11 protein-coding genes and 2 pseudogenes are annotated in these 13,683 nt (G+C 73.7%); 8 read left to right on the top strand and 5 right to left on the bottom strand.

The features are described 5' to 3' along the window. The first annotated feature begins 66 nt into the window (after positions 1-66). The gene (locus tag KIT14_24250) at positions 67-3,078 is read left to right on the top strand and encodes a hypothetical protein (protein ID MCW5893638.1); all 3,012 of its coding nucleotides are present in this window, start codon (positions 67-69) and stop codon (positions 3,076-3,078) included. A 6-nt stretch (positions 3,079-3,084) separates the two neighbouring features. Here the strand turns inward: KIT14_24250 and KIT14_24245 are convergent, their stop codons facing one another. From KIT14_24245 to KIT14_24225, 5 genes are all read right to left on the bottom strand, one after another. Next, entirely contained in the window at positions 3,085-3,867 is a 783-nt protein-coding gene (locus KIT14_24245) for an SDR family oxidoreductase (protein MCW5893637.1), read from the bottom strand. Positions 3,868-4,002: 135 nt separating this feature from the next. Further along, positions 4,003-4,482, bottom strand: coding sequence for a hypothetical protein (locus KIT14_24240; GenBank protein MCW5893636.1), 480 nt, complete (start codon positions 4,480-4,482; stop codon positions 4,003-4,005). Between the two features lie 269 nt (positions 4,483-4,751). Then, entirely contained in the window at positions 4,752-5,648 is an 897-nt protein-coding gene (corA, locus tag KIT14_24235; protein MCW5893635.1) for a magnesium/cobalt transporter CorA, read from the bottom strand. Positions 5,649-5,729: 81 nt separating this feature from the next. Beyond that, on the bottom strand, positions 5,730-6,197 hold the full coding sequence (locus KIT14_24230; protein ID MCW5893634.1) for a hypothetical protein: 468 nt from the start codon (positions 6,195-6,197) through the stop codon (positions 5,730-5,732). Beyond that, complete coding sequence (locus KIT14_24225; GenBank protein ID MCW5893633.1) at positions 6,194-7,006, bottom strand: hypothetical protein; 813 nt, start codon at positions 7,004-7,006, stop codon at positions 6,194-6,196. The genes KIT14_24230 and KIT14_24225 overlap by 4 nt, the downstream gene beginning before the upstream one ends. 145 nt (positions 7,007-7,151) lie before the next feature. Between KIT14_24225 and KIT14_24220 the strand changes: the two genes are divergently transcribed. The 7 genes and pseudogenes from KIT14_24220 to KIT14_24190 all read left to right on the top strand — a co-directional run bounded on the left by KIT14_24220 (position 7,152) and on the right by KIT14_24190 (position 13,624). Further along, complete coding sequence (locus KIT14_24220; GenBank protein MCW5893632.1) at positions 7,152-8,213, top strand: patatin-like phospholipase family protein; 1,062 nt, start codon at positions 7,152-7,154, stop codon at positions 8,211-8,213. 107 nt (positions 8,214-8,320) lie between these two features. Next, on the top strand, positions 8,321-9,145 hold the full coding sequence (locus tag KIT14_24215) for a hypothetical protein (GenBank protein MCW5893631.1): 825 nt from the start codon (positions 8,321-8,323) through the stop codon (positions 9,143-9,145). A gap of 10 nt (positions 9,146-9,155) precedes the next feature. Then, the gene (gene gspD / locus KIT14_24210) at positions 9,156-11,207 is read left to right on the top strand and encodes a type II secretion system secretin GspD (GenBank protein ID MCW5893630.1); all 2,052 of its coding nucleotides are present in this window, start codon (positions 9,156-9,158) and stop codon (positions 11,205-11,207) included. 79 nt (positions 11,208-11,286) lie between these two features. Further along, positions 11,287-12,672, top strand: coding sequence for a Flp pilus assembly complex ATPase component TadA (gene tadA, locus KIT14_24205; protein MCW5893629.1), 1,386 nt, complete (start codon positions 11,287-11,289; stop codon positions 12,670-12,672). Continuing rightward, on the top strand, positions 12,672-12,983 hold the full coding sequence (locus KIT14_24200; protein MCW5893628.1) for a hypothetical protein: 312 nt from the start codon (positions 12,672-12,674) through the stop codon (positions 12,981-12,983). The genes tadA and KIT14_24200 overlap by 1 nt, the downstream gene beginning before the upstream one ends. After that, positions 12,907-13,224: pseudogene (locus tag KIT14_24195) on the top strand (type II secretion system F family protein). The gene KIT14_24200 and the pseudogene KIT14_24195 overlap by 77 nt, the downstream one beginning before the upstream one ends. Next, positions 13,160-13,624, top strand: a pseudogene (locus KIT14_24190) (type II secretion system F family protein). The pseudogenes KIT14_24195 and KIT14_24190 overlap by 65 nt, the downstream one beginning before the upstream one ends. Positions 13,625-13,683: the final 59 nt, after the last annotated feature.

Genomic DNA, 13,683 nt, shown 5'->3' with positions numbered 1-13,683 from the left:
CTGGCGGCCGCTCTCTGTTTCGGCCCGCTCCCGGCCCGTGCAGCCTCGAAGATCACCATCGCCGCGATGGGCGACGCCGCGCCGGGCGGCGGCGTGTTCGCCGGCCCCAGCTTCGTCGGTACGCCGTCGGCGGCCGGCGACGGTTGGATCGCCTTCCGAGCTCTGGTCGCGGAGGGCAACACGACCGAGCAGATCGTCGCCACGAACCTGCGTACGCGCGAGCGGCGCGTGGTCGCCAACCTCGGCCAGACGGTCAACGGCCAGGTCGGACGGCTGAAGCAGTTCCTCGGCCGGCCCACCGTCAACGCGCGTGGCGAGGTCGCCTTCGCGGCCATCGTCACGCCGCCCGACGGGGTGAAGCAGGATCCGCTGGCGCCCACGCCGGGCGGCATCTTCCTGTCGACGGGCGGGCCGAGCTGGCATCTCGACGTCGTCGCGGCGCCGGGGCTCGACACCGGGCTCGGCATCCTCGACCTCACCACGACGGTCAACGTGCTCGCGGAAGGCGGCAGCGACAGCCCCGAGCGCACGCCCGCGCTGAACGACGCGGGTGACGTGGCCTTCGTCGCCAGCACTCTCGACAGGACAACCTCCGGCGCCGCGATCTTCGTCCGCCGCGCCGGCGGGCCGCTCACGCACCTGGTCAAGCTCGGCGACCCCTTCGGCGACGGGAAGTTCAGCATCCTCGGGCCGCCGGCGCTGAACAACACGGGCGCGCTGGCCTTCCGCGGGCTCGCGGACGGGAACGGCCTCCTCGACGGCATCTTCAAGGTCCAGGCCGGCGCGACGACGTTGCTCGCCGCCAACGGCATCGTTCCGCAGCGGCCTTCCGCGCCGTTCCCGAACGACCAGCAGCTGTTCGAGTTCGGCGATACGGTCACACTGAACGACGCCGGGGACGTGCTCTTCACCGCCGGCCCGCTCTTCGACTTCTCCGACGACGCGAGCCAGAACGACGAAGGCGGCGCGGGCGTCGTGGTCTGGCGCGGCGGCGCGACCTATCTGGTGGGGTTCCCCGGCCAGCCGATCGCGGGTCGCGGCCGCATCACGAGCATCCAGCTCGGCCCCGACGGCGGCTCGCGTCTCGCACCGCCGGCCTTCGCGGCCGACGGCCAGATCATCTTCTTCGCCTCGCTGAACGGCGGCAGCAGTGAGATGATCATCCGCACCGGCCTCCTCGACCAGGCGCCGGGAGCCGTCGTCAATCTCGGCGGTCCCACTGCCGATACGACTCCGGTCGGAGGCACGTACCTCACCGCCGCCTCGGCGCCCGTCGTCGACGCCCTCGGCACCGTGGTGTTCTTCGCCCGCATCGCCGGCAGTCCGGTGAGCCAGGCGGTGATCGCGCTGCCGCCCGATCGCCCCGGCGAAGCGATCAACATCGGCGATCCGGCGGCCGGCGGCAGCGACGGCTTCTTCGGCGGCCCGCCGTTCTTCGCGCCCGTGCTGAACGACGCCGACGACGTGGTCTTCAAGAGCTTCGTCGCCCGCGGACCGGCGCTCGGTATCTTCCGCTGGCGCGCCGGCCAGCTCGAGGCCCTGGTGCGCGTGGGCGACATCGCTCCGATCAAGGACGGGCGCGCGATCACCAACCTGGTCGGTGATCCGAGCCTGAACGCGAGCGGCGACATCGCCTTCGCCGCCACCGCGGTCGGCGTCGCCCGCGGCATCTACACCGCCGGCAGCGGCGGACTTCGTGCCGTCGCCCTGCCCGGTCAGCCGCTCGAGCCTCCCGACCCGTCGCGCAAGGACGCCTACTACCGCACGCTGGCTCCGAATCCGGCGATCGGCGACACCGGCGCCGTCGTCTTCCGCGGCACCATCGAGTACGACGACCCGTTCGATCCGATCTTCTCGAGCATCAAGGAGGAGGTCGTGCTCCTCGCCGACGCGAGCGGCGTGCGCATCCTGGCGGCCCGTGGCCAGGACTCGGGCGTGGGCGAGAAGTTCTTCAAGTTCCGCGATCCGAGCACCCGCGGTGGGCCGGTCGTCTTCCGCGCTCCGCTCGGCGACATGGTCGAGAAGAGCACGGGTCTCTTCCTGGCCGATCCGTCGGGCATCGCGCCGCTCGCCGTCAAGGGCGCGGACATCGGCGGCATGACGATCACCGACCTCACGGGCCGGGCCCAGATCGACGCCGCCGGCAACGTCGTGTTCGGCGGCAAGCTGCGGCGCCCGGGCAGTACCGAGGTCGCGGCCCTCGTGCGCCGCACACCGGCCGGCTTCACCTCGATCGTCGAGACCCGGCAGACGGGGCCGATGGGAGGCCGCTTCCGCAGCCTCGGCCGCCCGACGGCGGCGAGCAACGGCAACATCGCCTTTCGCGGTAACTTCGAGCCCTTCACGGGCGGCACCGCGGGCTTCTTCCTTTCCACGCCGGCAGGGCTCTCCCAGCTCGTCCGCGTCGGCGAAGGCGCCGCCACGACGGTCGGCGGCCGCATCACCACCCTCAACCAGTCCGGCTCGCTCAACGCCCGCGACCACCTCGCCTTCCTGGCCGGCATCGGCGGCGGGAGGACCCGCAGCGCCATCTTCCTGGCGGCTCCGACGACGACGGCCGTCTCGAACCTGCGCGTCCGGCGCAAGCTGCCCTCGAACGATCTCGATTTCGTCCCCAAGGATCGCATCGTGGTCAACGCGACGCTGGCGCCGGCGACGAACCTCCCCGGCCTCACGAGCGCGCCGACGCAGGGAGGCAAATCGCGCCGCCGCCGCGAGCGCCTGCGTCCGCAGGCGGTGAGCATCGCCGTCGGCGACCTGCGCGGGACGCTCTGGTCCGTCAACCTGCCGGCCAGCTCGATCGACGCCCGCGGCCGGGCGCTGGTCGCGAAGGCCGGCGTGGAGCAGCCGATCGCCGGACTGCGGGTGCGAATCGCGAAGAACGGGACGATCCGTGTGAAGGCGCGCTCGACCCCGCTCGACTTCGCCTTCTCCTCGAGCGTCTCGCGTCCGTTCGACGAGGTGGGGATGCCGAAGCTGTTCCCTCCGTTCAACGTGCGGGTCGACGTCGGCGCGGACGGAGGCTCCGCCCCGGTGCCCTGCAACCCGAAGAAGCTCAGCTTCCGCTGCGGCCGCTGACCTCGGTCACATCGTGCCGAGCGCCGCGGGGCGCTTGAACGCCGTCCAGCCGCGATCGCACGTCAGCACCGCTCCCGTGAAGCTGCGGGCCGCGTCGGACGCGAGGAAGACCACCACGTCCGCGATCTCGTCGACGCTCTGCAGCCCGGTCGCGTGGTCGCGGGCGAAGGCCGCCTTGAACGTCTCGTCGCCGAAGATGAGCGCGTTCATCGGCGTGTCGACGTAGCCCGGGCAGATCGCGTTCACGCGGATGCCGAGCTGGCCGCAGGCGGGCGCCAGCGAGCGCGTGAGCCCGGCGACGCCCGCCTTCGAAGCGGCGTAGGCGTCCATCATGCCGAGCGGCTGCACCGCCATCGACGAGGCCGTGTTGACGATCGCGGCGCCCGGCCGCCCCGCCATGGCCGGGATGGCGTACTTGCAGCACAGGTAGACGCTCGTGAGGTTCGTGCGGATCACCCAGTCCCAGTCGTCCTCGTCGATGGCGGGGACGAAGCCGTCGCGGCCGACCGGCGCGACGCCGGCGTTGTTGTAGAGGACGTCGAGACCGCCGAAGCGGGCCACGGTCTCGTCGACCAGCCGCTTCGCCTGGGCGCGATCGCCGGCGTCGGCGGGAATCGCGATCGCCTCGCCGCCCGCGGCGCGGATGGCGGCCGCGGTCTCCTCGGTCGCGTCGGGGCGGAGATCGCTCACCGCGACGCGGGCGCCGGCGGCGGCGAGCGCGAGGGCGCCGGCACGGCCGAGGCCCGAGCCGGCTCCGGTGACGACGGCGATGCGACCGGTGAGCGACATCGGCCGGCCATACCACGCGCCGCGGCCGAACGAGAACGCCGGACGACGCGTCCTGCGTCGCCCGGCGTCGCCCTGAAGGCGGCGTCGCACGGGGCGACGCCGCCGAGGGGACGAAGCGAGCTCCTCAGTGCAGGGCTAACGCTTGCTCGCGCAGGCCTGGAGGCAGTTGCTGAACACGTTGCCGCAGGCCTGGAGGGCCGGCTGCACCGTCAGGGCGCAGGCCTGGCGGCAGGTGAACTGATCGAGACGCGCCTGGCTCGCGCAGTCGAGGCGGGCTTCCGGAGTATCCTTGAGACGACAGGCGTCGAGTGCGGCCGAGAAGGTACCGGCGCAGCCGTCGTTACAGCCCACCTGCACCGAAGCAGGACCGGACTGGCAACCCGCCTGCTCCTGCGAGCACGCCGTCGCGCACGCCGCCCCGGGACCGAAGCAGCCCTCGAAGGTCGTCTGGAACGTCTGGCGACACGCCGCGATCGCGTCTATCCGGCAGGTCTTCAGCGCCCCGCGTGAGTTCTTGATGCAGGTTCGCGTCTCCTGCGTCAGCGCGCTGGCGCTCTGCACGCTCAGCATCACGCCGAGCGCGGCGACCGCGAGTACGGTCAATCGTCGAGTCATTCTGTCTTCCTCCTTAGTCGATTCGAGTCGCAGCGGAGGACCCCCCTCCAGACGAGCGGGCCGTACCTACCGCAGACATCCTGCGACGGTAAAGCAGAAGCGGTGCCAAGAAGGATGGAAATTATCTCGACGGATCCACGTCGGAGCGCGTCGTCATGCGTCGACGGTTCGTGCGCGCACGCAGACGTTTGCAGTGGCGTTCGCGAACGCCACGTCGGCTCGTCGAAGGTCGTACGACCTTCGGGCCTACGACCTTCGGGCAGCGACGCTCAGAGCCAGCCGATGCGGCGGAAGTTCCAGAACAGCGCGCCGGCGCCGGTGAGCATCGACGCGAGCGCGAGCGGATAGCCCCACGGCACCTTCAGCTCCGGCATCGAGTCGAAGTTCATGCCCCAGATGCCGGCCATCATCGTCGGCAGCGCGAGGATCGCGGCCCATGCGGCGAGCGCCTTCATGACCTCGTTCTGGCGGATGCCGACGAGGGCGAGGTTGGCCTCCAGCGCCCCCGTCAGCAGCTCGCGCAGGCCGTCCGCGGTCTCGTTGATCCGCACCACGTGGTCGTAGACGTCGCGGAAGTACGGCCGCGTCTCGTCGCCGACGAGGCGGCTGTCGAAGCGCACCAGCCGGTTGCAGACCTCGACCAGGGGCGACACCGCCCGCTTGAGGCCGATCAGCTGGCGCTTCAGCCGGTAGATGCGCCGGGTGATGTCGCCGCGGCCCTTCTCGCCGAAGATCACCTTCTCGAGCTGCTCGACCTCCTCCTCGAGCTCGTCGAGGACCGGGAAGTAGTGGTCCACGACGAAGTCCATGATCGCATAGAGGACGAAGTCCGTGCCGTGGACGAGGAGGTGCGGGTTCGACTGGCAGCGCAGCCGGACCGACGAGTACGACGGCGACTTCCCGTGGCGCACCGAGACGACGTACTTGCGCCCGATGAAGAGGTGCGTCTCGCCCTTGTCGACCGCGCGCCGCGTCCCGTCCCACTGCGCCGTACGCAGGACGACGAACAGCGACTCGCCGTACTCCTCGAGCTTGGGCCGCTGGTGGGCGCTGTGGGCGTCCTCGACGGCCAGGTCGTGCAGCCCCAGCTCGGCCTGGACCGCGCGCAGCTCCTCCTCGCTCGGCTCGTAGAGCCCGACCCAGACGAAGGTGTCGTCCTTCGCCATCCACTGGTCCAGCTCGTCGATCCCGACGTCGGCGACCCGGCAGCCCGCGATGTAGGCAGCGCAGTCGACGAGCACCGCCGGCTACTCCCGCCCCGCACAGTCGAGCAGGCACTGCTTGAAGGCCGCGTTGCAGCGCTGCTTCGCGGGCGCCGCCTTCTCCGAGCAGCGGTTCTTGCACTTGAGCGCCTGGAGACGGGCCGTCGCCTGGCAGGCCTTGGTGTCGACCTCGACCTTGCATCCCTGGATCGCCGCCTTCAGGTCGGCGCTGCAGGCGATGCGGCAGCCCTCGAGGTTCGCGAGCGGGTCGACCTGGCACTTCCCCTCGTCGGTCTGGCAGCCGCGGAGGCAGGTGTTGTCGGCGCCGAAGCAGCGCTTCAGGTCGGCGTCGAAGGCCTCGTCGCACTGCTCGCGGGCACGTTTCAGGCACTGGCCCTGCTGGCGGCGCGACTCGTTGAGACACTGCCGCCGGTCGCCGGCCGCAGCGGCGCCGCCGGGCGCGGCGGCGAGGAGGACGGCGACGACGAGCCCGCACCACACGGCCCGGGTCACGGCAGCGCCTCCACCGGCGGCGTGGTCGGGGTGACGGCCGCCGGGCCGGTCGTGGTCGTCACCGCCGCGGGCGGGCTCGTCGAGGTGGTCGTCGGGGCGGCGAAGGCCCAGGCGACGGTCGCCTCCGCCTTCGCCGGGATCGACACCCGCTCCGTGCGCCGGCCGAGGGTCTCGTGCCACAGCTCGACGTCGTACTCGCCGGGCGGCAGGTCGGCGATGGTGAAGGCGCCGTCGGGTCCGGTGACGGCGTAGTACGGCTGGTCCATCGCCAGCCAGTAGGCGCGCATCCAGGGGTGGGCGTCGCACTTCACCACGATCGGCCACTCCGGCTTCTCGACGATCCAGTCGATCTTCTTCTGGAACTTCGGCATGGCGCGGTTCGCCTCGGGGTTCGTCTTGCCCATGACGTGCACGTTGTGGAGCACGCCGTCGGGGTTCAGCACGGCGATCGTGCTGCCCGCCGGGAACGCCAGGACGCGCGGCGCGTACTCGCAGCCGCGCTGGTCGAAGGTCACGGGCTGGGCGGGGATCTCGAGCGCCCGTCCCTTCGTCGCCTTCACCACCACGGCCACGTTGGCGATGCCGCCGGCGGGGCCGACGATCAGGTCGGCGCGGGTCTTCTGCTCGCCGCAGACCGCCTTGTCCTTCGTCACCGCGAACGCCTCCGGTGCGGGCGCGGAGCCCGCCAGCGTGATCGTGCCGCGCAGCGTCCCGCCGTCGGTCACCGCCTCCACCTCGTAGGCGCCGCCGTCCACGGCGACGGCCAGGACCGCCAACGCGACCCCGGCGACCAGCCCCCAGCTCCTCATCGTGTCCGCCTCCTTGCTCCCCGGAACATTCCCGGACGCGGCCCGGCACTCAAGCTCTCGCGCGACTCCGCCGAGATTCCGGCAGGCTATGCCATCGGGTCAATACGGGCCGGCTCGCCGGGCGCTCGTCCTGGCCGGTGGTGGCGTGGTCGGCGGCCTCTACGAGCTCGGGGCCCTCATCGCCCTCGACGGCCTCTTCCAGGACTTCGGCGCCCGCGACTTCGACCTCTACGTGGGCACCAGCGCCGGCGCCCTGGTCTCGGCCCTGGTGGCCAACGACGTCTCCCCCCTGCGCATCCGCGAGACCCTGGAGGGCGACCCCAGCACGCTGCCGCGCCTGTCGGGCTCGCGCTTCCTGTCGATCCCCTGGGCGAGCCACCTCGGCACCCTCCCCCGCCTCGCCGCGGCGCTCCCCGGCGTCGCCCGCGACCTGTGGAACAACTGGCGTGACGTCCTCGTGCTCGACACCCTGGCCGGCCTCGTCCGGCACCTCCCGGCCGGCATCTTCTGCCTGGACGGCCTCGAGGCCTACGTGCGCGAGATGCTCACCCGCGACGGCCGCTCCGACGACTTCCGCCGCCTCCGCCGGCGCCTCCTCATCCCGGCCACCGTGCTCGACACCGGCGCCATCCACGTCTTCGGCGGCACGCGTACCGAGCGCACGCCGATCTCACGCGCGGTCGCGGCGTCAGCGGCGATCCCGATCGTCTTCGAGCCGGTGCGCATCGACGGGGTCGACTACGTCGACGGCGCGGTCACGAAGACCGCGCACGCCGGCCTCGCCATCGAGCGCGGCGCACGGCTCGTCGTGCTGGTGAACCCGCTGCGGCCGCTCATCATGGGCGACGTCGCCGGCGGCATCCGCGAGGGCGGCCCGCTCACCATCGCCAGCCAGTCGTTCCGCATCGCGCTCCAGCGCCGCCTGCGCGAGGGCCTGAAGCGTCACGCCTGGGAGCACCCCGACGCCGACGTCGTGCTCTTCGAGCCCTACGAGGCCGACCTCGACCTCTTCGACGTGCCGCTCATGACCTACGGCCTGCGCCAGGAGGTCGTGCGCCGCGGCTACCGCACCACGGTGAAGACCGTCCTCAACGACTACGACCGCTACCGGGCGATCTTCGGCCGGCACGGCGTGGCCCTGGCGCCCCGCGCCGAGATCGAGCACCGCGCGCATCGCTGGAGCACCGCGGCCCGCAAGGTCGCGTAGCACGCGGTCTCCGCCCGCTCGGCGAGGCCACGGGCGGATCGCGCCGGAGGCGCGTCCGGGCACTGGTCAAGCGGCGTGGGAGGCGCTAAACCCCCACGCCTCGCTCCATGCCAGCCTTCCCCACGCGGCTCGCGATCGAGGTCGCCCTGCTCGCGTGCGTCGTCGCCCTGCTCGCGGTGGGCGTGAGCACGACGCTGCGGCTCGCGACCTGGTCGGTCCCTCCGGCGGCGATCGCCCGCTCCCGCCCGGCCGCACCGGCGCCGCTCGAGCAGTACGCGGTGATCGCCGCGCGCGACCTCTTCAATCCGGTCGCGCCGCAGGTCGCCGGCGCCGACACCGGCGGCCTGCGCCTGCGCGGCGTCGGCTTCCACGGCGGCATCGCGCACGCGATCATCGACGACGACGCCACCGGCCGCCAGGAGCTCTACCGCGTCGGCGACGCGCTCCGCGCCGCCCGCATCGCCGCGATCGCCTGGGATCAGGTGACGCTGCGCGCGCCCGGCGGCGAGACCGTCCTCGAGCTGGCCACGGCCGAGGCCGCGCCCGCGGACGCGGCGCCCGTCCCGATCGTCGCCGCCGCGACCCCGGGCGCGACCATCCGCCGCACCGGTGCCGACGCCTGGATCGTCGACCGGCGCGAGCTCGCCGGCGCGGTCGACAACATGAGCGGCCTGCTCACCCAGCTGCGCGCGGTGGCCGAGGTCGAGGACGGGCGCCCGAACGGCTTCCGCCTCTTCCAGATCAAGGACGACAGCATTTTCCGTCGCCTCGGGCTCGAGGACGGCGACGTCGTCCAGCGCGTCAACGGCACCGCCGTGGGCGACCCGGCGACGCTGCTCGCTTTCCTCCAGCGCCTGCGCACCGAGCCGCGCGTGGCCCTCGACATCGTGCGCGCCGGGGCGCCCCGCACGCTGGTGTACGATCTGCGATGAGCCGCCTGCGATGAGCCGCCGCCTCCCGGTCCTGCTCCTCGGCGCGCTGCAGCTCGCCGTTCCGGCCGTCGCCCGCGGCGCCGACGAGGCCACCGTCGCGCTCAACTTCCAGGACGTCGAGCTGCCCGTGCTGGCGCGCTTCGTGAGCGAGGTCACCGGCCGCAACTTCATCGTCGACGACCGCGTGCGCGGCAAGGTGACGATCATCTCGCCGACCCGCATCACGCCCGAGGAGGCCTACCTCGTCTTCCAGTCGGTCCTCCAGGTGAAAGGCTTCACGACCGTGCCGAGCGGCGGCTTCACGAAGATCGTGCCGGCGGATACGGCGCGCGAGAGCGCCGTGCCGATCGGCCGCGGCCGCGGCGACGAGTTCGTCACCCGCATCCTCGTGCCGCGCCAGGCCGAGGTCGCGACGCTGGTCCCGGTCCTCCAGCCGCTGGTGTCGAAGGAGGGCGTGCTCACCGCCTATCCCGACACGAACCGCATCGTCGTGGTCGACGGCGCCGCCAACGTCGAGCGCCTCGCCGCGCTCATGGACGAGCTCGACGGGCCGGCGGGCAGCCGCCACGTCGAGACCGCGTCGCTGCGCCACGCGCCCGCCGCCGACATGGCCGACCGGCTGCGCGACGCCCTCGTCGCCGAAGGCAGCGGTGCGACCTTGCGGGTGGTGCCCGACCCGCGCACGAACTCGCTGCTCCTCGTCGGCCCTCCGTCCGAGGTGCGGCGCGCCCGCACGCTGGTGGCGCGGCTCGACGTCGCGACCCCGGCGGTCGCCTCGCAGCTGCACGTCTACCGCCTCAAGTACGCCCAGGCCGACGCGCTCGTGCGCGTGCTCTCGCAGCTCCTCGGCCTGCCCGCACCGCCGCCCGAGCCCGAGAAGGCGCGCGGCAGCCTGCTCTCCCGCAGCCGCTCGAAGGAGATCGTCGTGCCCTACGGCTACGACGCCGGCCTCGGCGAGCCGCCGCTGCAGCCGCCGCCGGCGCGGGCCGAGCCGGTCAGCGCCGGGCACGCCGGCGCCGTCCCGCTCGAAGCGCCGGTGCGGCTCACTGCCGATCCGGCGACCAACGCCCTCATCGTGAGCGCCACCTCGGCCGACTGGCAGACGCTGCGCCGCGTGGTCGCCGAGCTCGACGTGCGCCGCCGCCAGGTCTTCGTCGAGGCGATCATCGTCGAGACCACGGCCGACAAGCTGCGCGCGCTCGGCGTCGAGCTCCAGGGCGCGGCGTCGACCGGGGCGGGCGTCGGCATCGGGCAGGTGAACCTCTCCGCGCTCGGCACCGCGGTGCAGGACCCGACCTCGCTGCCGGGCCTGATCCTCGCCGCCGCCAGCAGCCAGACCGTGCGCCTGCCGAACGGCAAGGAGGTGCCGGCGTACACGGCGCTGCTCACGGCCCTGCAGACCGATAGCGAGATCAACGTGCTGTCGGCGCCCAACATGGTGACGACCGACAACGAGGAGGCCGAGATCGTCGTCGGCCGCAACGTCCCGTTCGTCGCCAGCCGCGCGACCAGCGCCTCGAACCTCTCGAACCTCTTCACCACGATCGAGCGCCACGACGTCGGCATCACGCTGCGGCTGACGCCGCAGATCACCGCCGACGACTACGTGCGCATGACGCTGTTCGAGGAGGTGTCGGACATCGACCCCGTCCCCGATCCCGCCGTCGGCGACCCGAACCTCGTCGGCCCGACCACCACCGTGCGCTCGGCGAGCACCGTCGTCGGCGCGCGTCACGCGCAGACGGTGGTCATCGGCGGGCTCCTCGCCGACACCATCCGGCTGCGCGACCGCGGCGTGCCGTTCATGCAGGACATCCCCGTCCTGGGCGCCCTCTTCCGCCGCGAGGAGCGCACGCGCGTGAAGACGAACCTCCTCGTCTTCCTGACCCCGCACGTGCTCGCCACCGACGCCCAGCTCACCGAGCACGCCCGCGCGCAACGCGAGCGTATGCCGCGCCTGCTGCGCGACGGCTCGATCATGCGCGGCCCGACCTGGGACGACCCGCCGCCGCCCGACGCGGGCGACTGGCCCGACGACACCCCGCCCACCGAGGCGCCATGAGCGCGCCCGTGCACGCGGCCACGCTGCCGCGGCGCGTGCCGCCGCCGCCCCGGCGCGCACGCTGCTCGCCGCCGTGCCGATGCAGTGGGCGCGCCGGCACCTCGTGCTGCCGCTCGCCGACGAGCCCGACGCCGTCCGCGTCGCGATCGCCGACCCGGGCTCGGCGCTGGCGGCGCTGGACGACCTGCGCTTCGTCTTCGGCCGCCCCGTCCGCATCCAGCGCATGGCCGCCGACGCCCTGCGCGCCGCCATCGACCGGGCCTACGACGACGCCGCCGGCGCGGCGGCGAGCGACGCCGCGCTCGGCGAGCGCCTGGAGCTGCCCGAGGCGCCGCTCGAGGACGTGCCCGACCTGCTCGAAGCCGGCGACGACGCGCCCGCGATCCGCTTCGTCAACGCCGTCCTCTGCGAGGCGGTGCGCGCCGGCGCCAGCGACGTCCACGTCGAGCCGTCGGAGCGGCGCGTGGGCGTGCGCTTCCGCATCGACGGCGTGCTGCACGACGTGGTCGAGGCGCCGCTCGCGCTGCACGGCGCGGTGGTCGCGCGGACCAAGATCATGGCCGGCCTCGACATCGCCGAGCGCCGCCTGCCGCAGGACGGCCGCATCGCCGTGCGCGTCGGCGGGCGCGACGTCGACGTGCGCGTCTCGGTCGTGCCCACCACCGGCGGCGAGCGCCTCGTCCTGCGCCTGCTCGACCGCGCCAGCATCCGCCGCGACCTCGGCGCGCTCGGGCTCGGCGCCGCCGCCCTCGCCGGCTTCGAGACCCTGCTCGCCCGCAGCCACGGCTTCGTCCTCGTCACCGGGCCCACCGGCAGCGGCAAGACGACGACCCTCTACGCCGCGCTCGCACGTCTCGCCGCCGGGACGCGCAACGTCCTCACGATCGAAGATCCGGTCGAGTACCGGCTCGCCGGCATCGGCCAGATGGAGGTGCGCCCGCGCATCGGCCTCGACTTCGCCGCCGGCCTGCGTGCGATCCTGCGGCAAGACCCCGATGTCATCCTGGTGGGCGAGATCCGCGACCGCGAGACGATGGAGATCGCGATCCGCGCCGCGCTGACCGGGCACCTCGTGCTCGCGACGCTGCACACCTCGGACGCCGCCGGCGCCCTCACGCGCCTGCTCGACATGGGCGCCGAGCCCTACCTCGTCGCCTCGGCGGTGACCGGCGTGCTGGCGCAGCGTCTCGTGCGCGTACGCTGCGCCGACTGCGACGGCCGCGGCTGCGGCGGCTGTCGCGGCACCGGCTACCGCGGTCGCACCGGCCTCTACGAGCTGCTGCTCCCCGACGACGGCCTGCGCGCGCGTCTCCTCGAGCGCGCCGACACGGCGACCCTGCGCCGCCACGCGGGCGCCGCCGGCCTGCGCACGCTCGACGACGACGGCCGCGACAAGATCGCCGCCGGCGTCACCACCGCCGCCGAGGTGCGCCGGGTGATCGAGGACGGCGAGGTGCGCGGCTGATGCCCGTCTTCGCCTACCGCGCCTTCACCGACGCCGGCCGCGCCACGCAGGGCGTGATCGACGCCGACAGTCGCCAGGGCGCGTGGGAGGCGCTGCGCGCCCGCGGCGTCTTCCCAACCGTGCTCGACGAGAGCCGGGCCGCGGGCGGCGGCCGCGTCGCCGCGGCCGAGGTCGCGGGCCTCCTGCGCCAGCTCGCGGTGCCGTGCGCGGCGGCGTGCCGCGCTCGCCGAGGCGCTGGAGGACGCCGCCGCGGCCACCCGCGAGCGCACGCTCGACGCGGCCCTGACCCTGGCCCGCGCCCGCGTGCGTGAAGGCGGCACGCTGGCCGACGCCTTCGCCGCCAGCCCGCACGTCTTTCCGCCCGCCTGGTGCGCGCTGATCCGCGCCGGCGAGACCGGCGGCACGCTCGGCGACGTCCTCCTGCGCGTCGCCGTCCACGCCGAGGCGATGGCGGCGCTGCGCGCGCGCCTGCGCGCCGCCCTCGTCTATCCCGCCGTGGTCGGCGTCGTCACGCTCGGCACGCTGGTCGCGCTGCTGGTGTGGGTCGTGCCGCAGATGGGCGCGCTCGCGGCCGAGACCGGGGCACGCCTGCCGCCGGCGAGCCGCGCGCTCCTCGCGCTCGCGGGCGGGCTCGAGGCGACCTGGTGGCTGGCGATCGCCGCCGTCGCCGGGACGGCCGCGCTCGCGACCTGGCTGCGCACGCCCGCCGGCCGCGCGCGGCGCGACGCCCTTCGTCCGCCTTCCCGTCGCCGGTCCCATCGCCGTCGCCGCCGCGCACGCCCGCGCGCTGCGCACGCTCGGCACGCTGCTCGCGAGCGGCGTGCGGCTGGAGGACGCGCTCGAGCTGGCGGCGGCTGCGACCGGCGGCGGCCCGGCGGCCGACGCCGTGCGGGCGGCGCGCGACGCCGCCCGCACCGGCGGGGCGCTCGCACCGGCCCCAACGCGCATCCCATCGTGGCGCCGTCGGTCGTGCGGCTGGTCGCCACCGGCGAGCGCGGCGGCACGCTGCCC

The organism is bacterium (assembly GCA_026129405.1).
In the GTDB taxonomy this organism is placed as follows: domain Bacteria; phylum Desulfobacterota; class Binatia; order DP-6; family DP-6; genus JAHCID01.
This window is presented reverse-complemented; position numbering and strand designations above follow the sequence as displayed.